Source organism: Thiocapsa marina 5811 (assembly GCF_000223985.1).
Taxonomy (GTDB): Bacteria; Pseudomonadota; Gammaproteobacteria; order Chromatiales; family Chromatiaceae; genus Thiocapsa; species Thiocapsa marina.
The window spans coordinates 45,888-67,080 of sequence record NZ_AFWV01000008.1 but is presented as its reverse complement, the minus strand read 5'-3'; the positions used below and the strand labels follow the sequence as shown (position 1 = coordinate 67,080).

Annotated in this window: 15 protein-coding genes; 4 read left to right on the top strand and 11 right to left on the bottom strand. The window is 63.3% G+C overall.

The genetic code is table 11. The features are described 5' to 3' along the window. Positions 1-70: 70 nt before the first annotated feature. From THIMADRAFT_RS12585 to gspD, 4 genes are read left to right on the top strand one after another with little or no spacing between them, the layout of a single operon-like run. Positions 71-1,168, top strand: coding sequence for a PilN domain-containing protein (locus tag THIMADRAFT_RS12585; RefSeq protein WP_007193426.1), 1,098 nt, complete (start codon positions 71-73; stop codon positions 1,166-1,168). Next, on the top strand, positions 1,165-1,782 hold the full coding sequence (gene gspM / locus THIMADRAFT_RS12580; RefSeq protein ID WP_007193425.1) for a type II secretion system protein GspM: 618 nt from the start codon (positions 1,165-1,167) through the stop codon (positions 1,780-1,782). The genes THIMADRAFT_RS12585 and gspM overlap by 4 nt, the downstream gene beginning before the upstream one ends. Beyond that, positions 1,779-2,354, top strand: coding sequence for a type II secretion system protein N (locus THIMADRAFT_RS12575; RefSeq protein WP_007193424.1), 576 nt, complete (start codon positions 1,779-1,781; stop codon positions 2,352-2,354). The genes gspM and THIMADRAFT_RS12575 overlap by 4 nt, the downstream gene beginning before the upstream one ends. Then, positions 2,351-4,597 carry a type II secretion system secretin GspD gene (gene gspD / locus THIMADRAFT_RS12570; protein WP_007193423.1) on the top strand — a complete coding sequence of 749 codons (2,247 nt, stop codon included), beginning with the start codon at positions 2,351-2,353 and terminating at the stop codon, positions 4,595-4,597. Before THIMADRAFT_RS12575 ends, gspD begins: the two co-directional genes overlap by 4 nt. 31 nt (positions 4,598-4,628) lie before the next feature. Here gspD and THIMADRAFT_RS12565 read toward each other — a convergent pair whose 3' ends face one another. The 11 genes from THIMADRAFT_RS12565 to THIMADRAFT_RS12515 all read right to left on the bottom strand — a co-directional run bounded on the left by THIMADRAFT_RS12565 (position 4,629) and on the right by THIMADRAFT_RS12515 (position 21,172). Continuing rightward, positions 4,629-5,684, bottom strand: coding sequence for a PilT/PilU family type 4a pilus ATPase (locus tag THIMADRAFT_RS12565; RefSeq protein ID WP_007193422.1), 1,056 nt, complete (start codon positions 5,682-5,684; stop codon positions 4,629-4,631). 141 nt (positions 5,685-5,825) lie between these two features. Further along, positions 5,826-7,064 carry a PilT/PilU family type 4a pilus ATPase gene (locus THIMADRAFT_RS12560; protein WP_007193421.1) on the bottom strand — a complete coding sequence of 413 codons (1,239 nt, stop codon included), beginning with the start codon at positions 7,062-7,064 and terminating at the stop codon, positions 5,826-5,828. A 203-nt stretch (positions 7,065-7,267) separates the two neighbouring features. Further along, the gene (locus THIMADRAFT_RS12555; protein WP_007193420.1) at positions 7,268-8,734 is read right to left on the bottom strand and encodes a glutamate synthase subunit beta; all 1,467 of its coding nucleotides are present in this window, start codon (positions 8,732-8,734) and stop codon (positions 7,268-7,270) included. Continuing rightward, positions 8,727-13,382 carry a glutamate synthase large subunit gene (gene gltB, locus THIMADRAFT_RS12550; RefSeq protein ID WP_007193419.1) on the bottom strand — a complete coding sequence of 1,552 codons (4,656 nt, stop codon included), beginning with the start codon at positions 13,380-13,382 and terminating at the stop codon, positions 8,727-8,729. The genes THIMADRAFT_RS12555 and gltB overlap by 8 nt, the downstream gene beginning before the upstream one ends. 438 nt (positions 13,383-13,820) lie before the next feature. Beyond that, complete coding sequence (gene aroB, locus THIMADRAFT_RS12545; RefSeq protein WP_007193418.1) at positions 13,821-14,903, bottom strand: 3-dehydroquinate synthase; 1,083 nt, start codon at positions 14,901-14,903, stop codon at positions 13,821-13,823. Between the two features lie 225 nt (positions 14,904-15,128). Beyond that, positions 15,129-15,653, bottom strand: a complete 525-nt coding sequence (gene aroK, locus THIMADRAFT_RS12540; protein WP_007193417.1) for a shikimate kinase AroK — start codon at positions 15,651-15,653, stop codon at positions 15,129-15,131. A gap of 331 nt (positions 15,654-15,984) precedes the next feature. After that, entirely contained in the window at positions 15,985-18,300 is a 2,316-nt protein-coding gene (gene pilQ / locus THIMADRAFT_RS12535; protein ID WP_007193416.1) for a type IV pilus secretin PilQ, read from the bottom strand. 19 nt (positions 18,301-18,319) lie between these two features. Continuing rightward, positions 18,320-18,850, bottom strand: a complete 531-nt coding sequence (locus THIMADRAFT_RS12530; protein WP_007193415.1) for a pilus assembly protein PilP — start codon at positions 18,848-18,850, stop codon at positions 18,320-18,322. Further along, positions 18,847-19,452, bottom strand: a complete 606-nt coding sequence (locus tag THIMADRAFT_RS12525; protein WP_007193414.1) for a type IV pilus inner membrane component PilO — start codon at positions 19,450-19,452, stop codon at positions 18,847-18,849. The genes THIMADRAFT_RS12530 and THIMADRAFT_RS12525 overlap by 4 nt, the downstream gene beginning before the upstream one ends. Before the next feature lie 22 nt (positions 19,453-19,474). Further along, on the bottom strand, positions 19,475-20,092 hold the full coding sequence (locus tag THIMADRAFT_RS12520) for a PilN domain-containing protein (RefSeq protein ID WP_007193413.1): 618 nt from the start codon (positions 20,090-20,092) through the stop codon (positions 19,475-19,477). Next, on the bottom strand, positions 20,093-21,172 hold the full coding sequence (locus THIMADRAFT_RS12515) for a pilus assembly protein PilM (RefSeq protein WP_040731382.1): 1,080 nt from the start codon (positions 21,170-21,172) through the stop codon (positions 20,093-20,095). Between the last annotated feature and the right edge of the window lie 21 nt (positions 21,173-21,193).

Below are 21,193 nucleotides of genomic sequence, written 5' to 3'. Positions count from 1 at the left end.
GGTCGGCTGATCGCGAGCCTAGGCATGCGGCATCCGACACGGATCGAAAACCCCATTCCGACTGGCACTCATGTCCCTCAGCGATCGACTCAAATTCCTCGCGCAGCTCCCGAACGGCCCGGCTGCAGGCCTCGACGACATCGACCGTCTCGTCAGGCGCTCCCTCCTGGTCTGTCTGCCTATCTCGGTTCGTCGTTTTCTTGCGCACCGCAACCGTCGTTTGGTCATCGAGCCCGAGGAATCGACCGCGCGCCTGTTCCTGCTGGCCGGCGAGGAGCGCGAGCCGGTCGGGGAGCTCGGGCTCGATGCGGCGATTCCGCTACCCGAGGTCGCACGATCCGGAAAGGAGCGCTCCCCGACCCGCGTCTTGATGATGCCGCGCGAGGATATCCTGACTCGCAGCGTCTCCCTGCCGTCCCAGGTGCGAGCCAATCTTCCTCAGGTGATTCGCTTCGAGCTTGATCGCCTCTCGCCGTTCCAAGCCGGTGACGTCCTTTACGATTTCCTCGCCAAGCCGGGCCCGAAAGGTGCCCCGCGTCTGAAGGTCGACCTCGCCTTGTGCCGCCGCGACCTTGCAGATGCCTGGGTCAAGCGCATGCGCGATGCGGGGGCGCCGATCGATCGGATTGCCTGGGAAGGGGCCTGGTCCTCCGCGAACCTCTTGCCGCCCGCGGAGCGTCCCAAGCGCCGTCTCGACCTCTTCAGTGTCGACAAACTACTCTGGGCCGCGATGGCGGTACTGATCGCCGTTGTTCTGATCGGACCCCTGTGGCAACAGAAACGGATTGCCGACGCCCTCGACGCAGAGGTGCGGCGGTCGCGAGTCGAAGCGGTCGCGGTCGACGATCTGCGCCAGGAGCTCGAGCGGGCACGCTTGGGAAGCACGGCCGTTCTTCGACAGAAACTCGATGAGCCCAACATCCTCGTCTTGCTGCGCGAGCTGAGTGACCGCATCCCCGACGACACTTGGATTCAGACCCTCGACTACAACAGCGGGCAGGTCGAGCTGCGGGGCGAATCCGGACAAGCCACCGCCTTGATCGCCCTGCTCGAGCAAGCACCCGGTATCGACGAGGTCTCGTTTCGCTCGCCCGTGACCCAGGTCCCTCAAACCGGCAAGGAGCGTTTCAATATCTCGCTGCGGTTCACGCTCGCGGGGGAAGAATGAAGGCCCCATCGAGCCCTAAGATCGTCTGCCTACTGGCTTGGACCCTGCTCTTGTCGCTGCCCCTTTTCGTGATCGGCGGACTGGCGATCGCCTGGTCCAGCGAGATGGGCGCGCTTTCAGCCCGGATTGCCGACAGCGAGGATCAACTCGTGCGTTATCGGAGGCTCATTCGGACCCTGCCCGAGCTAAGAGCCGAGCTCGAGAGGGTCCGTGCCAACGAGAGCTTCAAGGCGTTTTATTTCGATGCACCGACAGCGGCCTTGGCGGGTGCCGAGCTTCAGCGGCAGGTTCAGGACATCGTCACTGCGGCGAGCGGTCGCCTGATCAGTACTCAAATCTTGCCCGGGCCTCCCGATGAGAGCCCGCCGCGGGTCCGTGTGCGTACGCAGATCCAAGGATCGACCGAGACCCTCCTCGATGTCCTCTACGACATCGAGCAAGCGCGGCCTTTCCTGTTCGTCGATCAGGTCTCGGTACGCTCCTCCGCGCGTCCGCAACAGCCCGCGTCGGCCCCGCGAGGCCGCATGATCCGCCGACCGCCGGCCAACCCGGCCGGCGAATTGACGGTGAGGCTCGACATCTTCGGATTCACGCTCGGAGGTGACGCACGATGAAATGGCTCCCGGGATTCGTGCTGCTCGCCTTGGTGTCGATGCTCGTCTTGCAGTGGAAGGATTGGCCGCCCGGTCCGTCGAGCGTCGGCCTCGATGCGGGTTCTTCGGCGGGCCCGAATACACCCGTCGGGAGCGAGCTGGACGCGGCAGCGCAATTGCCGCCTCAGGATCCGAAAGACGCCTACGCGAGCGTGACCGACCGACCGCTGTTTCGTCCCGAGCGTCGACCGGAAGAGGACGTGGATCCGGAGGCGCAGACGAGCCCCGAACCGGATGTCGCAACATCGCTCGACGGTATGAACCTGAGTGCCGTCATCATCACCCCGACTCTGGTCTCGGCCTGGATACAGGATCCGAACGAGCCGAAGCTCAGGCGTCTGCGCATCGGCGATGATCTCGAGGGCTGGTCGGTTCAGACGATCCTCCCGGATCGCGTCTTGCTCGAGCGACAAGGCGAGCAGGATGCGCTAATATTGCGGGACTATGGAAAAACACCAAGCCCGGCTGCCCCGATGCCGGTCCCGCGGCGCCCGCCCCGGGTGCTTCAACCCGCGGATCCCGCTCAACAATGATCCCCAGGATTTCTGATTTCGTCGGCCTGCCGAGCCGAGCTGACTCGAACGAGGCCATTTTGGATCCAAAGTGCCGTCGCGGCGCCCGTCCATCCGTGCGCAACGTGCAGCGACTCGCGATCGTTCTGATGCTTGCCGTCGTCTCGTCGGCCTGCGAGCGCGCCTACTGGGATCCGACCGTACGGGTCGACGACATGGGCGAGGACGGAACCCGCGCGCTGCAGGGCGGAGCGCGCGGCTCCACACCGGCGCGCGGCTCCGACGCAACCTCCATCGCCCTGGCCGGAGATGACGCGCCCGGTCCGGCCGTCGAGTCACTCCAGCGCGGGACCGGGACCTTCGTTCGCGAGATTTCGCCGCCCAGCGTCGACACCACCCCCGGCGACGTCACGCTGAACTTCGACGGGACGGACATCCGCGAGGTCGTCAAGGTCATCCTCGGCGACCTGCTGCAGGTGAACTATGTCCTGCATCCCGCGGTGCAGGGTGTCACCTCGCTGCAGACCGGGCGCCCGCTGCGGCGCGACCACTTGATACCGACCCTCGAAACCCTCCTGCGCATGAACAATGCGGCCATCGTCTACTCGGGCGGTACCTACGAGGTGGTCCCGTTGGCGAATGCCGTTCAGGGTCGCGTCGTACCCCAGCTCGGCGAGTCGGGCCGCGCCCTCCCGGAAGGCTACAGCGTCCAAGTCGTACCCCTGCAGTACATCGGTGCGGAGGAGATGAGCAACATCCTCCAGCCTTTGGCGCCCGAGGGGAGCGTGATTCGTGTCGACAACCTCCGTAATCTGGTGGTCATCGCCGGCACCAGTCCAGACATGGGCAATCTACTCGACACCATTCGCGTCTTCGACGTCGATTGGATGGCCGGACTCTCGGTCGGTTTCTTCTCACTCGAGTACGCCAAGGCCAACGAGGTGGTCACCCAGCTTCAGACGCTGTTGGGCGACGAAGGCAGCAATCCGCTCAAGGGTGTCTTCAGATTCGTTCCGGTGGAGAGCGCCAACGCGGTGCTCGTGGTGTCTCCCCAAGCCAGTTATCTCCAACAAGCCAGTAACTGGATCGAACGCCTCGACATGGCCGAGGCGACCGGCGATGCCGCCGAGCGTCTATTCGTCTATCGGGTGCGCCACGGCGACGCCGAGAACCTCGCCGATACCCTCTCCCAACTCTTCGGCGGGGAGGCATCGCAGCGTTCGTCGTCCGTGGGCGGCGTCGCACCGGGATTGAGCGGCTCGTCCATCGGCTCGACGGGTGACGGGGATGCGGACGGCGGAGGTGTCGGCGGACAGGCGGCACCGCGGCGCAGCTCCTCCCGCGAGATCGAGCTCTCCTCGTCCGTCAGTATCGTTGCCGACGCGACCAATAACTCGCTGATGGTCCGGTCCAGCCCGAGGGACTACAAGAAGATCCTCGACGCGCTCAAACAGTTGGATATCCTTCCGCTGCAGGTCCTCGTCGAGGCCACGATCGTGGAGATCACCCTGGAGGGCAATCTCAGGTACGGGGTCCAATGGAATCTCTTCGGACTCGCCACCAAGGATCAGCGTAGCCAGTTCACCTTGGGCTCGGGCGACTCGCTTGCAAACAGCGTCGGTTTGACATTCCCGGGCTTCAACTGGGCCGTCATCAGTCGGCCCGACACCATTCGTGCGACCTTGAGCGCCTTGGCACAGGACAACCTCGTCAATGTCCTGTCCTCCCCGTCCGTGATGGTCCTGGACAATCAGACGGCGAAGATTCAGGTCGGCAAAGAGGTTCCGATCGCGACCAGCCAGCAGCAGGGCCTCTCGGACACTGATCGGGTCGTCAACACCATCGAGTATCGGCCCACGGGCGTTATGCTCTCGGTGAAACCACGGGTCACCCCGGGCGGCCTGGTGCAGATGGAGATCGAGCAAGAGGTGAGCACGGTCGACGAGGTCGGAAGCGGTGGCTCGGCGCTCGACTCGCCGACGTTCTCAACGCGCAACATCACCAGCTCGGTTGCGGTGCGCTCGAACCAAGCCGTCGTGCTCGGCGGTCTGATCCAAAACGAGCGAAGCGACGGCAATCAAGGCGTTCCGGGACTCTACAACCTCCCGTTCGCCGGACCGCTCTTCGGGCAGCGCTCCAAGGTCTCGAGAAGAACCGAGCTGGTCGTGGTGTTGACCCCGAAGGTCGTCGCGAGCGACCAAGACGCCGAGACGGTCACCCGCGATTTCCGCAACAAGGTCCGCGGCCTTCAGATGAAATTCTGATCGGTACCGATCGCGGTCCGCAGCGCCGGTATCACCCGAAGTTGATCTTGGCCTCGAGGTTCGGGGCCGAGTCCGCGTTGGCGAGCGCCTCGTCCAATGAAATCGCTCCCTTGTGGTAAAGCTTCAAGAGCGCCTCGTCGAAGGTGACCGTCCCTTCCTCGCCATGCCCCTGCATGGCCTCTTCGATCGCTTCGATGTGCCCGTCGCGAATGAGATCGGCGATATGCGGCGTGTTGACCAGGATCTCGATGGCCGCACAGCGCGCGCCGGTCGTGTTGCGCACTAAGCGTTGGGAGACGATGGCGCGCATGTAGGAGGAGAGATCGGTGAAGAGTGTCTTGTGCATCTCCTGCGGGAACATGTTGACGATGCGCTCCATCGCCTGATAAGCATTGTTGGCATGCAGTGTGGAGATGGCCAAATGACCTGTCCCGGCCAGCTCGATCGCCGCCTCCATGGTTTCGCGGGTCCGGATCTCGCCGATCAAGATGACATCCGGCGCCTCGCGCAGAGCGCTCTTCAGCGCACGGGAGTAGTCTTTGGTATCCAGACCGAGCTCGCGTTGGCTCACGATGCATTGCTGGTGAGGATGCACGAACTCGATCGGGTCTTCGATGGTGATGATGTGGCCCGGCGCCGTTCGATTGCGATGGTCGATCATCGCGGCGAGAGTCGTCGATTTGCCGGAGCCCGTTGCGCCGACCATCAGGATGATCCCTCGCTTGTGCATGACCAAGCGACTGAGAACGGCGGGTAGATCCAACTCCTCGAGGGTCGGGATGCTGCTGCGAATGTAGCGCAAGACCATCGCGCGGTGTCCGCGTTGATGATAGGCATTGACTCGAAAGCGCCCTCGATCCTCCAAGGCGACGGCGAAGTCGAGCTCGAGCGATTCCGCCAGCTCGCGTTCCTGATCGGCGTCGATCAGGGACGCGATCGCCTCCCGACAGAAGGTCGGCGTCAAAGGGGTCTCGCCGATCGAGCGAATCACCCCTTCGATCTTGATCTTGGCCGGTGCTCCGGGCACGAAGAAGAGATCCGACGCCTTGTGTCGAATCATCATCTCGAGGTAAGGGTTGATGTCCATCGGTTTACCCGTCCATCCGTCGGCGTTGTTCCGGCAATCCCTCGAACAGGCCCGCCCGCGTCGCGCGTCGCGTCGGTGCGATCTTGGGCTGTACCGCGGTGCTTGACCAGGGCCCCGTCCGGAGCAGAGCGCGATTCGTCTCTACGATTTTCGCCTGCCGTCCGGATCAGGCAATCCATCGATCATGGTGGAATTCGTCAGGGTTTCGCTGAATAGGGTCGAGTCGAACGAATCGCTGTCACCGTCGCCGAGAATGCTCAGGCCGTCGGTCTCCGCAAAAGGATCCCTGCCTTGGGCTTCATGGCCCTCCAGCTTGATTGCCAAGCGAAGCTCATTCATGGAATCGGCGCTGCGAAGCGCATCCTCGTAACTGATCTTACCTGCTTCGTAGAGATCGAAGAGCGACATGTCGAAGGTCTGCATGCCTTGCTCGCGTGAGCGTTTCATGATCGCCTTGATGGACCCGACGTCGCCCTTGAAGATCAGATCCTGGATCAACGGCGAATTGATCAAGACCTCGACCGCGGCGATGCGTCCGCCGTCCGTGCAGGGCAATAGACGCTGCGACACGATCGCCTTGAGATTCAGGGACAGATCCATCAACAACTGGGCCCGCCGCTCCTCGGGAAACAGATTGATGATGCGGTCGAGCGCTTGGTTGGCGTTGTTGGCATGGAGCGTCGACAGGCAGAGATGGCCGGTCTCGGAGAAGTTGATGGCATGCTCCATGGTCTCGCGGCTGCGGATCTCGCCGATGAGGATGACATCGGGTGCCTGGCGCAGCGTATTCATCAGCGCGATCTCCCAACTCTCGGTATCGACGCCGACTTCGCGCTGGGTGATGAGACAGTGACGGTGCGGATGAACGTATTCGACCGGGTCCTCGATCGTGATGATGTGGCCGTAGCTGTGTTCGTTGCGATGCCCCAGCATGGCGGCTAGGGACGTCGACTTCCCGGACCCCGTGCCGCCGACGACCAACACGAGGCCGCGCTCGCCCATTACGATGTCCTTCAACACCGGGGGAAGCGCGAGTCCGTCGAGCTCCGGGATGGTCGCATTGATGGTTCGCAGGACCGCGCCGCAATGACCTTGCTGGATAAAGGCGTTGACGCGAAAACGACCGATGGACTGCGGATTGATCGCGAAATTGCACTCCTTCGCCGCGTCGAAGTCGCGAATCTGGCGGTCGTTCATGATGGAGCGCACCAGTACACTGGTCTGGGCGGAGGTCAGGGCTTGTTCGCTGATGGGCGTCATGCGCCCGTCGATCTTACACGCCGGCGGAAAACCCGCCGAGATGAAGAGGTCCGAGCCCTTTTTGGCCATCATCTTGCGCAGGCAATCGAGCATGAAATGGGCGGCTTGCTGACGATCCATCTCTTAATCCCGACCTCTCGACTCGATGAGACCTGCGTGACGCGATACGGAGCGGCTCGAACGCCACTCCGGCGACGCCGGCGAGCGTCGCCCTACATCCTACTTCAGACCGCGCTGCCGCGTCAGCGACGCAGCGTGCGGGACTCGACACCGAGGGACCACGCCGAAACATCCGACGCACCGCTCGACGCGGCCCGACCCGGTCAACGTGCCAAATCCGAGCGCCCCATCAACCACTCGTCCACCGCCCTTGCGCATTCACGCCCTTCGCGGATGGCCCATACCACGAGCGACTGACCGCGCCGCATGTCGCCGGCGCAGAAGACGCCGTCAACCGTGGTGTGATAGGCGGCGGGACCGTCCGTGGCGCCTTTGATGTTGCCGCGCGGGTCCAGCTCGAGGCCCGCGCTCTCGCGCAGCTCGGCGATCATGCCTTCATGCACGGGATGCACAAAGCCCATGGCCAGCAAGACCAGATCGGCCTTGAGCTCGCCGACACTGTCCGGGACCGTCTGCATCTGCCAACGACCGCCGTCGGTGCGCTCCCAGCGCACCAGCTCGAAACGCAGCGCCTTGACCCGGCCGTTCTCGTCGCCGACGAACGCCTTGGATGCGACGTTCCAAAGTCGCTCGCAACCCTCTTCCTGAGAGCTGGATGTGCGAAGTCGGTTGGGCCATTCCGGCCAGGTCAATCCCTTGTCTTCCTTCTCCGGCGGCTTGTCCAGGATCTCGATCTGGGTGACGGACTTGGCCCCGTGTCGATTGGAGGTTCCGATACAGTCCGAGCCGGTATCCCCACCCCCGATCACGACGACATGCTTGCCGTGAGCACTGATGAAGTCGTCCTCGGGAACGTAGGAACCCTGAACACGCTTGCTGTTGCGCGTGAGGAAGTCCATCGCGAAATGGATCCCGGACAACTCCCGTCCCGGAACCTCCAGGTCGCGGGGCTTCTCCGAGCCGCCGGCGAGGACCACCGCGTCGTATTCCTCGCGCAGCCGGGCGACCGGGATGTCCACTCCGATGTGGGCGTTGGTGTGAAACTCGACGCCTTCGGTGCGCATCTGCGCCATCCGTCGGTCGATCAGCGATTTGCTCAGCTTGAAATCGGGGATGCCGTAGCGCAGCAACCCGCCGATCCGATCGGCCTTCTCGAACAGGTGAACCTGGTGACCCGCGCGCGCCAGCTGCTGGGCGGTTGCCAGCCCGGCGGGGCCGGAACCGACCACGGCAACACGCTTTCCGGTGCGCCGCTCCGGAACCAGCGGCTTGATCCAGCCTTCCTTCCAGGCCTTGTCGACGATCGCGCACTCGATGGTCTTGATGGCCACCGGGTTGTCGTCCAGATTCAGCGTGCAGGCGGCCTCGCAGGGCGCCGGACAGATGCGTCCCGTAAATTCCGGAAAATTATTGGTCGAGTGTAGGACATCGATCGCGGCTTGCCAGTCGTCTCGATAGACCAGGTCGTTCCAGTCCGGAATGATGTTGTTGACCGGGCACCCTTGGTGACAGTAAGGGATTCCGCAGTCCATGCAGCGAGCACCTTGCTCGCTGACCTCGCGATCCGCCAAGGGGATCACGAATTCGTTGTAATGCACGACGCGATCGGCCGCCGGTTGATAGCGCCGGTCGCGTCGCTCGAACTCAAGGAATCCGGTCGGCTTACCCATGATCCACAATCCCCTTCGACTGCTTGATCGTCTGTGGCGGTCGGCTTTGACGGGTCTGCATCGTCTCGAGGGCCAAGCGATAATCGACCGGCATGACCTTCACGAAACGATCTCGATAGCGTTCCCAATCATCCAGGATCCGCCGCGCCACGGCGGAGTTGGTGTAATGCAGATGGTTCACCACGAGCTGCTTGAGTCGGGCGGCATCGTAACGGCTCATATCCTGGCTGAGATCCACGAGACCGTGCGTTTCGAGATCGCCGCCCTGGTGTTCGAGCGCCTCGAGGATGTCGTCTTCACGTGCGATCGGCTCGAGCTCGACCATCGCCAGATTGCAGTGGTCGGCAAAGGTGCCGTCTTCGTCCAGGACATAGGCAACGCCGCCGGACATCCCGGCCGCGAAATTTCTCCCCGTCGGACCGAGCACCACGGCGATACCGCCCGTCATGTACTCGCAGCCATGGTCTCCGACGCCCTCGACCACGGCGATGGCCCCGGAGTTGCGGACGCAGAAACGCTCGCCTGCTACCCCCCGGAAGAAGCACTCGCCGCTGATCGCACCGTAAAGCACAGTGTTGCCGACGATGATGTTGTCCTCGGCACGCTCGATCGCGGATTCGGCCGGGGGATAGATGATCAGGCGTCCGCCCGAAAGTCCCTTCCCGACATAGTCGTTGGCCTCGCCCTCGAGCTCGATCGTGACGCCCGCGGCCACCCAGGCGCCGAAGGATTGCCCACCCGTGCCCTTCGCCTTGATATGGATGGTGTCATCGGGTAAGCCGGCATGACCGAAACGCTCCGCAACCCGACCCGACAACATGGCGCCGAAACAGCGGTTGTAATTCCTGATCTCGGTCTCGATCCGGACTGGCTCGCGGCGCGCGAGCGCCGGCTCGGCCTGACGGATCAGCTCGTGATCGAGCGCCTTGTCGATGCCGTGATCCTGGCGCTCGCTGTTGTAGATCGCCACGTCAGCACCGACATCCGGGCGCGCGAGCAACCGCGAGAAATCGAGTCCTCGAGCCTTCCAATGCGAGATCGCGCGGCGCATCTCCAGACGCTCGGAATGGCCGATCATCTCGTTCATCGTGCGGAATCCGAGCTTGGCCATCAACTGACGGACCTCTTCGGCCACGAAGAAGAAGAAGTTGATCACGTGCTCGGGTTGGCCGGTGAAACGCCTGCGCAGCTCGGGGTCCTGGGTCGCCACACCGACCGGACAGGTGTTGAGGTGGCACTTGCGCATCATGATGCAGCCCTCGACGATCAAGGGTGCGGTCGCGAAACCGAACTCGTCGGCCCCCAGCAATGCCCCGATCACCACGTCCCGTCCGGTACGCATACCGCCGTCGACCTGAACAGCGATGCGCCCGCGTAGACGATTGAGGACGAGGGTCTGATGGGTCTCGGCCAGGCCGATCTCCCAAGGTGACCCGGCGTGCTTGATGGATGTCAGCGGACTCGCGCCCGTGCCTCCGTCGTAACCGGCAATGGTGACGTGGTCGGCGTGGGCCTTGGACACTCCCGCGGCGACCGTTCCTACGCCGACCTCGGAGACCAGCTTGACCGAGATGCGCGCCTTCGGGTTGACGTTCTTCAGATCGTGGATGAGCTGTGCCAAATCCTCGATCGAGTAGATGTCGTGATGCGGCGGCGGGGAGATGAGTCCGACCCCGGGCGTGGAATGACGCACCCTGGCGATCTGCGGGCTCACCTTATGACCCGGCAGCTGACCGCCCTCGCCCGGCTTGGCACCCTGTGCGATCTTGATCTGGATGTCGTCCGCGCTCACCAAGTACTCGGTCGTGACGCCGAAACGGCCCGAAGCGACCTGCTTGATGGCCGAGCGTTCCGGATTCGGCGATCCGTCGGGCAACGGCTGGAAGCGCTCGGGCTCTTCGCCGCCTTCACCCGTGTTGGACTTTCCGCCGATGGCATTCATCGCCTTGGCGAGTGTGGAATGCGCCTCGGGCGAGATGGACCCGAAGGACATGGCGCCGGTCGCGAAGCGCTTCACGATGGCGCTGGCCGGCTCGACCTCCTGGATCGGGATCGGCTCGGATATGAACTTCAGCTCCATGAGTCCGCGCAGGGTCAGGAGTCGCTCGGACTGGTCGTTGATCAATCGGGAATATTCGCCGAAGGTTTCGAAGCTCTTGGCACGGGTCGCGTGCTGCAGTTTCGAAATGGTCTCGGGGGTCCACACATGATCTTCGCCGCGCAGACGATAGGCGTAGTCCCCGCCGACGTCGAGGTGTTTGCGGTAGATCTGCTCGCGCCCGTAAGCCTGCGTGTGCCAACGCACCGCCTCCTCGGCAACCTCCTTCAAACCGATCCCTTCCACCTTCGATTGGGTACCCGTGAAGTAGCGCTGGATAAAGGGCGTGTTCAATCCGATCGCGTCGAAGATCTGTGCCCCGCCATAGGACTCGAGCATCGAGATGCCCATCTTCGACATGACCTTGAGCAGGCCCTTGCCGACCGCCTTGATATACCGCTTCTGGGCCTCTTCGAAGGTCAGCCGCTCGGCGAGATGGGGCAGGAGCGATTGGATGGTGTCGAAGGCCAGGTAGGGATTGATCGCCTCGGCTCCATAGCCGGCCAGCGTCGCGAAGTGATGAACCTCCAAGGCGGCACCGGTCTCGACGACGATGCCCGAGCTGGTGCGCAGGCCGCGTCGGATCAGGTGGTGATGCACGGACGAGGTCGCCAGCAGTGCCGGGATCGGGATCTGGTCCAGATTGGTGTTGCGGTCGGACAGGATCAGGATGTTGTAGCCCGCCAAGACCGCCTGCTCGGCCTGCTCGCAGAGGCGATCCAAGGCCGGGCCCATGCCTTCCGCGCCCTCGGACGCGGGGTAGACCATGTCGAGCGTGCGGGTCCGAAACGCCGCCCCGGCGCTGTACTCGATATGTCGAATCCGCTCCAGGTCTTGATTGGTCAGCACCGGCTGCGGGGTCTCGAGGCGCCAGTGCTTGCCGGCTTCGTTGATCCCCAGCAGGTTGGGACGCGGCCCGATCATGCACACCAGCGACATCACCAACTCTTCGCGGATCGGGTCGATCGGCGGGTTGGTGACCTGCGCAAAGTTCTGCTTGAAATAGGTCGAGAGGTGCTTGGGCCGGCTCGACAGCACCGACGGCGGATTATCGGCACCCATCGAGCCGACGGCTTCTTGACCCGTCAGGATCATCGGGCTCAAGAGGAACTTGATGTCTTCTTGCGTGTAGCCGAAGGCCTGTTGGGCATCCAACAGGGTGGCATCGTCCGGCGACATGGGTCCGACACTCGTCGGCAGCTCGTCGAGTCGGATCTGCGTCTTCTTGAGCCATTCGCCGTAGGGCTTGGCCTCGGCGAGCTGGGTCTTGATCTCGGCATCGTCGATAATGCGGCCTTGCTCAAGGTCGATGAGGAGCATCTTGCCGGGCTGCAGACGCCACTTCTTGACGATGCGTTCCTCGGCGATATCGAGCACGCCCATTTCGGAAGCCATCACGACCATGTCGTCTTTGGTCACCAGGTAGCGTGCCGGACGCAGGCCGTTGCGATCCAGCGTTGCGCCGATCTGGCGCCCGTCGGTGAAGGCGACTGCGGCGGGACCGTCCCAGGGCTCCATCAAGGCCGTGTGATATTCGTAGAAGGCGCGGCGCTTCTCGTCCATCAGACGGTTGCCGGTCCAGGCTTCGGGGATCAGCACCATCATCGCGTGCGCGAGCGAATAACCGCCCATCACCAGCAGCTCGAGCGCGTTGTCGAAGCATGCGGAATCCGACTGACCTTCCGGGATGAGGGGCCAGATGGTGTCAAGGTCGTCGCCGAGGATCTCCGAGCGCATGGTGTGTCGGCGCGCGGCCATCCAGTTGACATTGCCGCGTAGGGTATTGATCTCGCCATTGTGGCAGATCATGCGGAACGGCTGTGCCAGATCCCAGGTCGGGAAGGTATTGGTCGAGAAGCGTTGATGCACCAGCGCGATGGCGGATTCGAAACGCTCGTCGGAGAGATCCAGGTAGTAGTTTCCGACCTGATCGGCAAGCAGCATCCCCTTGTAGTTGAGCGTACGCGAGGACAGCGAGGCGGTGTAGTAGGAGGTCTGATCGTATCCGGCGCCGCGGATCTCGTTGTCCATGCGCTTGCGGATCACGAAGAGCTTGCGCTCGAATGCGTCCTGATCGACGCAGCCCTCGCCGCGGGCGATGAAGACCTGCTGGACAAGGGGTTCGGTCGGAAGCACGCTCTTGCCCAGATCGCTGTTGTCGACCGGGACATCTCGCCAACCCAGCACCCGCTGTCCGCCCTCGCGGACGTGGCGATCGATGATGTCCTGCATCAAAGCACGCGCCGCCGACTCGCGGGGCAGGAAGACCATGCCGACCCCGTACTCGCCGATCGGCGGCAAGTCGAAGCCGACCCGGGCACGCAGGAAGGCGTCCGGGATCTGCACCAGGATCCCCGCGCCGTCGCCGGCCTTCGGATCCGCGCCGACTGCGCCTCGGTGAGCGAGACGTTTCAGGATCTCGAGACCCTGCCTGACGATCGCATGACTCTTGGTGTTCTTGATGTTGCAGACGAACCCGACTCCGCAGGAGTCGCGTTCGTTGACCGGGTCATAGAGACCCTGTGCGGGCGGATAGGCACGAAGGCTCATCATTGACCTCGCTGATACGGGAGCATGTTACCGGGGATTGTGTAGTCGCGACGCGCGCGCTTACACCTTCAAACCTGTGTGTGATTGTCGCAACCGGAGCCCGACATCACAATCGTGTCGTCAATTTGGAGCGGGGAGGTCTTTGTCGATCGTCCGGGTCAAGAGTGCGATCGTCGCCGGGTCACCGCAAAACCCCAAAGCATACCGGCTCAGCAGATGCTGTGCCACATTTCTCGACATCAAGGAGTCCACCGAAGGGATGCGCGCGAACCGGCACTCCTCGGCGTCCGCGCGCTGAAACCGCGGGATTCACGGCCGCTCGAGAGCCCGCACCGGACTCGGCGAACCTCGGCAATGCCGATCGTGCAACCCGGATACGCCCCATCGTCGTGCGCGAGACACGCCGCCCGCCCGAAAGCAGTGCAAGCGAGCCGTCTCTCAACAAGCTGCCGAGTCGAGAGTCTCGCGCAGAAGGTTCGGATCGACGTCGCCCGTCACCACCGCATCCCCTGGTTGTTGCAGCAGAACAAGGCGCAGCTGACCATCCTGAACCTTTTTGTCGACCGCCATGAGCTCGAGGAAGCGATCGGCGCAGAGGTCGTTCGGGGCGGCGACGGGGAGTCCCGCGCTTGCCACGAGCCTGCGCACGCGCTCGACATCACCTTCGCTGAGCCAACCCATGCGGGCGGAGAGATCGGCTGCCATGCAGATGCCGACCCCGACCGCTTCGCCATGAAGCCAGGTGCCGTAACCGGTCGCGGTCTCGATGGCATGCCCGAAGGTGTGCCCGAGATTGAGCAGGGCGCGCTGCCCGGCCTCGAGCTCGTCTTCGGCGACGATCTCCGCCTTGATCTCGCAGGAGCGGCGGATGATGTAGGCCAACGCATCGGCATCGCGCGCGAGTAGCTCGGCCATGTGCGTTTCCAGCCAGGCGAGGAAGGTCGCGTCGCGGATGAGCCCGTATTTTAAAACCTCGGCCAAGCCGGCGGAGAGCTCGCGCTGCGGCAATGTCGCCAGGGTCGAAGTATCTGCGATCACCGCCCTGGGTTGGTGGAAGGCGCCGATCATATTCTTCCCGGCCGGATGATTGATGCCGGTCTTGCCCCCGACCGAGGAGTCGACCTGAGCCAGCAGGGTCGTCGGCACCTGGATGAAGCCGACCCCGCGCTGATAACAGGCGGCGGCGAAGCCCGTCATATCGCCCACCACGCCCCCGCCGAGCGCCACCAGTGTGCAGTCACGTCCGAAACGCGCCTGGAGCAAGGCATCGAAGATCCGGTTCCAGACCTCGAGTGTCTTGTACTGCTCGCCGTCCGGCAGCACCACCTCGTCGATGCGATAACCTTCCAATGCCGAGCGAACCGACTCCAGATACAGAGGCGCAACCGTCTCGTTGGTCACGATCATGACCTGCGAGCCGAGCAGATGCGGCCGATAGAGATCCGGATCCGAGATCAGGCCGGAACCGATGTGAATGGGATAAGCACGCGCCCCGAGGGCGACGGTAAGGCTCCAGGACATGGCTTTTCTCCGATCATGCTGTCTCGACGTGAGCGATGCTCTTGTCTAAACCGCGCCCGGTGCGGTATGCGTTGTTTGTTGGAGTGGCTTGGCCGTGCCGGCTCCGACAACTGTCGGAGCCGGCACGGTTTGGGTCTTCGGGGCGCAAATGAATCAGGGGTGCCTCGGGGGCGACCGCAAGGGTCATCCTGAACCCTGTCCGCCGCCATGGCCTCGGGGCGCCGTTCAGATCTCTTCGGACTCCAGGCGCCGAGAGATCTCCTTCACGACGGAGCTGGTTCCGCGTTTTTCGGTCGATACGACCATGTCGGCAACCTGTCGATAGAGCGGCTCACGCTCCTCCATCAGCTCGCGCAGTTTCGCGAGCGGATCCTCGGTGTCCAACAAGGGGCGATTCCGGTCGCGGGCGGTGCGGGCGTACTGCTGCTCCGGGCTGCAATGCAGGTAGATCACGACGCCGCGCGCCGCCAAGTCTTGCCGATTCTCAGCCGACAAGATGACCCCGCCGCCGGTCGCGAGCACGATCCGCTCCTCGCCCACCAGTTCCTCGATGACCTGGCGCTCACGGGCACGAAAGCCGCTTTCGCCCTCGAACTCGAAGATGGTCGGGATGTCGACGCCGGTGCGGCGTTGGATCTCCTGGTCGCTGTCTTTGAAGGTATAGGACAGCGTCTCGGCAAGCTGCCGTCCGACGGTACTCTTGCCGGCACCCATCGGCCCGACGATAAAAATGTTCTGTGCGCGCATCATAGGGAAGGTATGCCAGATTTTCGGCGCGCGGGCAAGGGCGACGGCGCCCGACACACGCGCGGTAAGAAAGATGACTCAAGGGCAGAGCAAGCACCGGAGCGCTCGATCACGGCCCGATCGAGCCGAGGGGAGGCCAAGCACAACCCTCTGAGTTTCATCGCGTACCCGCTGCGGTGCGACGCTGCCGCCCGAGGGGTCGGGCGCCGCTCGTGAAGCACGGCAGATGGGTCGAGACCGTGCTGTGTCGGGACCCTGCATAGTTGTTGTCGCAATCGTGGTCGTAGCGATGGCCGATTACGACAACGGGCGGTCTCGGAATCTCTGAGCTGCTTCATTGGTTTCCGACCAGATCGCCCTTGAGGATCTTGGGTGTCACGAAGATCAGGAGCTCCGAGTTGTTGTCCTCGCGGGCCTCCTGTTTGAAGAGACGTCCCAGGACCGGGACGTCCCCGAGCCAGGGAACCTGCTCCTTGGCGAAGACCTTGGTGCGCTCGTAGACGCCGCCCAAGACCACGGTCTCTCCGTTGTCGACCAGGACCCGTGTTTCGATCTCGCGGGTGTTGATGGTCGGCGTCCCGTCGACGACACGGCTGAAATCCGGCTCGTCCTTGGTGACGACCAAGTCCATGATGATCCGGTCGTCGGGCGTAATCGCGGGTGTGACGGTGAGACTCAAGGTGGCGTTCTCGAACTGCACGTTCGTGCCGTCTTGAGATGTGGTCGAATAGGGGATCTTTTTGCCCACCTCGATCCTCGCCTCCTTCTGATCGGAGGTGATGACGCGCGGACTCGAGATCACCTCGCCGCGTCCCTCGCGTTGCATCGCCGAGAGCTCAAGCTGAAGCAGGTAGGAGCCGACCTTGCCGATCAGGAAATTCACCGCACCCGACGGGTCCGTCGCCGGGAGGTTGACGAGTAGCGAAGGCGTGTCGGTTGCGACCGGGTTGAGGATGATCGAGTTGTTCGGCTCCCCGGCGGTATTTAGCCCGAAGGGTCCGGCGTCATAGTCGCCGCGCCCGGTCAGGTTGCCTTCCAGTCCGCCGCCGATGAGCATCTCGTTGTTGTACAACGCGCCCATCGAGGTTGCGAGACCGAAGCGTACGCCCAGATCGCGTGTGAAGTCGTTGTTTGCTATCACCACTCGGGACTCGATCATGACTTGGCGCACCGGGATATCCAGCCGGGCGACGATCTCGCGGATCTGGTCTAGGCGCGCGGAGGTGTCCATGACCAAAAGGGTATTGGTGCGCTCGTCGAAGGTCACGCTGCCGCGCCCCGGCGTCAGAATGGAATCCTTGGTGGATTCGCTCACGGTGCGATCGAACTGGCGCGAATCGCGGCCGGTCGCGCCGAGCCCCGATTGGGAGCTGACACTCGACTGTAGGCTGGATGCCCCCCGAATGAAGGCCGCGATCTCGGCCGCCTTGGCAAATTTGACCGGGATGAACTCCGAGCGGATCGGCGCCAACTCCTCGAGACGCTGGTCGGCCGTCAGGGTACGCTCTTCGTGCCCGACGATCTCGTCGAAGGGCCCGATCATGATGACATTGCCTTCCTGGCGCTTGGTCAGATTCTTGGTCTTGAGGATGATGTCGAGCGCCTGATCCCAGGGGACATTCTTCAGCCGCAAGGTGATGTTGCCGCCGACCGAGTCGCTGGCCACCAGGTTCAGATCGGTGAAGTCGGCGAGCAGCTGGAGGACCGCACGCACCTCGATGTCCTGAAAATTCAGCGAAAGCCGCTCGCCGTCGTAGACGACCTTCTCGCGCGCGAGACGCTCCTTTTCCGCCGAGGTCAGAGGGCGCAGCTCCAAGGTGAAGAGGTCGTCGGTCTGATAGGCCATGTACTCGAAATCGCTGCCGGTCTGGACGTTGACCTCGACGTTGCGTCCTTTCGGTCGCGACTCGATTGCCACGACAGGCGTTGCGAAGTCCACGACGTCGAGCCGCCGAAACAGGCGCTGGGGCAAGGCCGCATCGACGATGTCGACGATGACACGGCTTCCCTGCTCCCGCACGGTGACGCGGGTGGTCGCATTCGGAAGCCTGATCAGGACGCGCCCTTCGCCCTCGGGGCCTCGACGAAAATCGATGTCGCGAACACTTGGCCCCGGGGCACCACCTCCGTCGGATGCGGGGCGATCCCAAGGTGCCGAAGCGGGCGCCCGGGGTTGGGCCCGCGCAACAGTCGGTGCGGGCGGCGCGGGCGGGGCCCCTTCCGGCTCGCTCCGGGCGTCGATATCCACGCGCACGCGATTGCCTTCGGTCGTCACGCGATAGGGGACCGAGTCGTTCAGATTGATCACGACACGGGCGCGATCGCTCGCCTCCACAGCGACCAGGCTGTGGACCGGACCGACACCGATCGGGACGGATCTGCGCTCGAGTCGGTTTGCAACACCCTCGAAGTCCAGCGCGATCCGTGCGGGAGACACGGTGTCGAAGGTCTGCGGTGCATTGACCGGCCCGGAGAACAGGAGTTGGATCTCGACGCGATTCCCCGGCTGCGCCGCGAATTCCACATCGGTGAGATCGACGGCGGCAGCATCTGCCGCGCCCATGGACATACCGAGCAGGGCGACGTACTGGAACATCCATCGCAGGGTGCCGCGGAGTCCGCGCGGGCTCGGTCGATAGGGGCTGTTCATCACGGCGTGCCTCTGCCTGTCACGGGGTGAGAGCGAGCGTGGCCGAGCGTTCGCGCCAGTCGCCGGGTATCTCGGAGACGATCTCCGTCACCCGGATAGCGTCGTCGGTGATATCCACGATCTGCCCGTTGTTCATTCCGAGATAATTTCCGACCCGCACGCGATAGACCAGGCCTTCGCGCGTCTGAACCAAGGCCCAGCGCGTGTCTTGCTGCTGGACCGTTCCCACCATGCGCAGTGAATCCAGGGGATAGCTCTCGAGCTCCTCCTTGGGTCGAAGCGGGTCGGGGGCGAGACTGTCGTCCGTCCTGGCCGCCGCTGCGGTTTGGGTGTCCATCACGAAGGGATCCCGGCGCCCGTCGGGATCGAAGATGAAGGCATCCACGGGTTGGATCTCGGGCAAAGGCTCGATCGCCTTCGGCGGGCGCGCCTTGACCTCGTCGACATAGGCCCTCAGCTCCTGCGTCCCGCCGCGATCGCACCCCCCCGGGAGCAACGCGACCAAGACCATCGATCCGCGAATGCAGGCGGTGCGCAGTCGCCTGTTCACTCTTCGGCGTCCTCGTCGAGATAGCGATAGGTCTTCACCGTGGCCTGCAGCGACAGTTTCGCTGCCCCGCTGCCGGTCGTCCCGCCGGCATCGTTGATCTTGGTGTCATGGACGGTCACGATGCGCGGCAAGGATGCCAACCCGCTGACGAAGCGTCCAAAGTCGTGATAACTCCCGGTTACGCGAATCTGGATCGGGAGCTCGGCATAGAAGTCCTTCAGCTGTTCGCTTCCCGGTTGAAACAGCTCGAACTCGAGCCCGGCGCCAAGTCCGGTTTGAGAGACGTCGACCAGGAGCGAGGCGACTTCGGTTCGATTCGGCAGCTGACGCAGCATCGCCCCGAAGGACTCCTTCATCTCCTCGATCTGCTGGCGATACGCATCGAGATTGGCCGCCTTGCGCTGCTTGGTCTCGAACGACGCGCGCAAATCCCGCTCCGTCGACTCGGCGCGCTCGAGCCGATCCAACTGCTCCTGTGTATCGAAATAGAAGACCGCACCGCCCAAGGCGATACAGGCGAGCAGGATCGCGATCACCTTGACCGCGATCGGCCATTCGCCGACGCTGTTGAGATCGAGCTGGTTGAGCTCGCTCAAATCCATCCCGAGGTCTCCGCGCGTCTCTTCATCGGCGACTGTCGGCGACCAGCCGGGTCTCTGACCGAGTGCCCCGAGGGACATCCGTCTGCGTCGATGCGGCATTTGCCGAGGGGCTGACTTGATTGAACGCCAAGCGGAACTGGCTCAGGCCGGTCCCGGTCTTGTCCTCGATCAAGAGCAGGCGAGGGCCGCCGATCCACTCCGATGCCTCGATACTTCGCATAAAGGCCGATACCCGTGCATTCGACTGCGCGCGTCCTTCGACGACCACATTTCGACCGGTCTGCTCGAGCTTGGTGAGATAGACCCCTTCGGGAATCGCGACCACCAATTCCTCGAACAGGCGCACGATCTCCGGGCGGCTCTCCTGAAGCTGTTGGATGATCTCCATGCGCGACAGCAGATCAGCCTTGATCTTCTCGAGATCCTGGATTTCCTTGATCTTACGATCCAGTTGAGCAATCTCGCCCTCCAGGAGCTGGTTTCGGGCCAGCTGATCACCGATCCTGCCTTCGATCTGCAGGTGAACCAACACCGCCAGAAGCAGGGTGAAGACCAGTGCAAGACCTCCCGCAGTGGCAAACTCCTTGCGTCGCCGTTGCCGGGCCTCTTCTCGCCAGGGCAGAAGATTGATGCGAGTCATCTAGTCGAACCCTCGCAAGGCCAGTCCGACCGCGACCATCATCCCGGGCGCCTCCCGCATCAACTCCCGGGTGTTGACGCTCGGCGAGATCGACATGTGTCGAAAGGCGTTGGCGACGGCGGTCGGCAGTTTGAGACGCTCGGCCATCAGCACATCGATCCCGGGGATGCTCGCCGGTCGTCCGGCAAGCAAGAGGCGATCGACGCGGTTGAAGCTGGTCCCGGAATAGAAGAATTGCAGCGCCCGCCCGATCTGTTGCGCCAACGCCTCCTTGAAGGGTCCGAGCACGTCGGTCTCGTATCCATCCGCGACATCGCCGTCGAGGATCTTGCCGAGAGCCACCTCGCGCGACAGACTGTAGCGGCGCTGGACCTCGTCGAGCAGTTGTTGGCCTCCGAAGTTCTGCTCGCGGGTGTACACGATCTGCCCTTCGTGCATGACATGCAAGGTGGTCGTCGCGGCACCGACGTCGGCCACGGCCAAGGTTCGAGCGGTCTCGGTACCCGTCTGTGCGTCCTCGGCGAGGATCAGCGAGCAGCCGTTCTCCATCGCATAGGCCTCGACATCGACGACTGCCGGGGTCAACCCGGCCGCCTCCAGCGCACCTACTCGGTCTTCTACGTTCTCTTGACGCGAGGCCACCAACAGCACGTCCACCATCGATGGGTTACCCTTCGTCGGTCCAACGACCTGGAAGTCGAGATTGACCTCTTCCAGCGGATAAGGAATGTATTGATCCGCTTCGAGCTGGATCTGATTCTCCATCTCGGCATCGCCGAGGGTTCCGGCCATGGCGATCACCTTGGTGATCACGGCGGAGCCGGCAACGGCAACCGCGGCCCGTTTTGCTCGCGTTCCGGTGCTGGCGACGGCTTTGCGGATCGTGGCTGCGACACGATCCACATCGGCGATCTTCTTCTCGACCAGCGCGCCCGGCGGAAGAGGCTCGATAGCAAAACACTCGACGCGATACGCCGCCGCCGTCTCTACGGGCAATTGCGACAGCTCGATGAGCTTGATCGCCGTCGAGCTGATGTCGATCCCGATGAGGGGTTTTATTTTGCTGCTGAGGCCGAACATCGCCATGTCGTAGGGTGATTT

Excerpts from the sequence above, each read along its gene's own strand:
- gspD (WP_007193423.1), top strand. The coding sequence starts at position 2,351 with ATGATCCCCAGGATTTCTGATTTCGTCGGCCTGCCGAGCCGAGCTGAC.
- THIMADRAFT_RS12520 (WP_007193413.1), bottom strand. The coding sequence starts at position 20,092 with ATGACTCGCATCAATCTTCTGCCCTGGCGAGAAGAGGCCCGGCAACGG.
- THIMADRAFT_RS12575 (WP_007193424.1), top strand. The coding sequence starts at position 1,779 with ATGAAATGGCTCCCGGGATTCGTGCTGCTCGCCTTGGTGTCGATGCTC.
- THIMADRAFT_RS12525 (WP_007193414.1), bottom strand. The coding sequence starts at position 19,452 with ATGGATTTGAGCGAGCTCAACCAGCTCGATCTCAACAGCGTCGGCGAA.
- aroK (WP_007193417.1), bottom strand. The coding sequence starts at position 15,653 with ATGATGCGCGCACAGAACATTTTTATCGTCGGGCCGATGGGTGCCGGC.
- aroB (WP_007193418.1), bottom strand. The coding sequence starts at position 14,903 with ATGTCCTGGAGCCTTACCGTCGCCCTCGGGGCGCGTGCTTATCCCATT.
- pilQ (WP_007193416.1), bottom strand. The coding sequence starts at position 18,300 with ATGAACAGCCCCTATCGACCGAGCCCGCGCGGACTCCGCGGCACCCTG.
- THIMADRAFT_RS12555 (WP_007193420.1), bottom strand. The coding sequence starts at position 8,734 with ATGGGTAAGCCGACCGGATTCCTTGAGTTCGAGCGACGCGACCGGCGC.
- THIMADRAFT_RS12585 (WP_007193426.1), top strand. The coding sequence starts at position 71 with ATGTCCCTCAGCGATCGACTCAAATTCCTCGCGCAGCTCCCGAACGGC.
- gspM (WP_007193425.1), top strand. The coding sequence starts at position 1,165 with ATGAAGGCCCCATCGAGCCCTAAGATCGTCTGCCTACTGGCTTGGACC.
- THIMADRAFT_RS12565 (WP_007193422.1), bottom strand. The coding sequence starts at position 5,684 with ATGGACATCAACCCTTACCTCGAGATGATGATTCGACACAAGGCGTCG.
- THIMADRAFT_RS12560 (WP_007193421.1), bottom strand. The coding sequence starts at position 7,064 with ATGGATCGTCAGCAAGCCGCCCATTTCATGCTCGATTGCCTGCGCAAG.
- THIMADRAFT_RS12515 (WP_040731382.1), bottom strand. The coding sequence starts at position 21,172 with ATGTTCGGCCTCAGCAGCAAAATAAAACCCCTCATCGGGATCGACATC.
- gltB (WP_007193419.1), bottom strand. The coding sequence starts at position 13,382 with ATGAGCCTTCGTGCCTATCCGCCCGCACAGGGTCTCTATGACCCGGTC.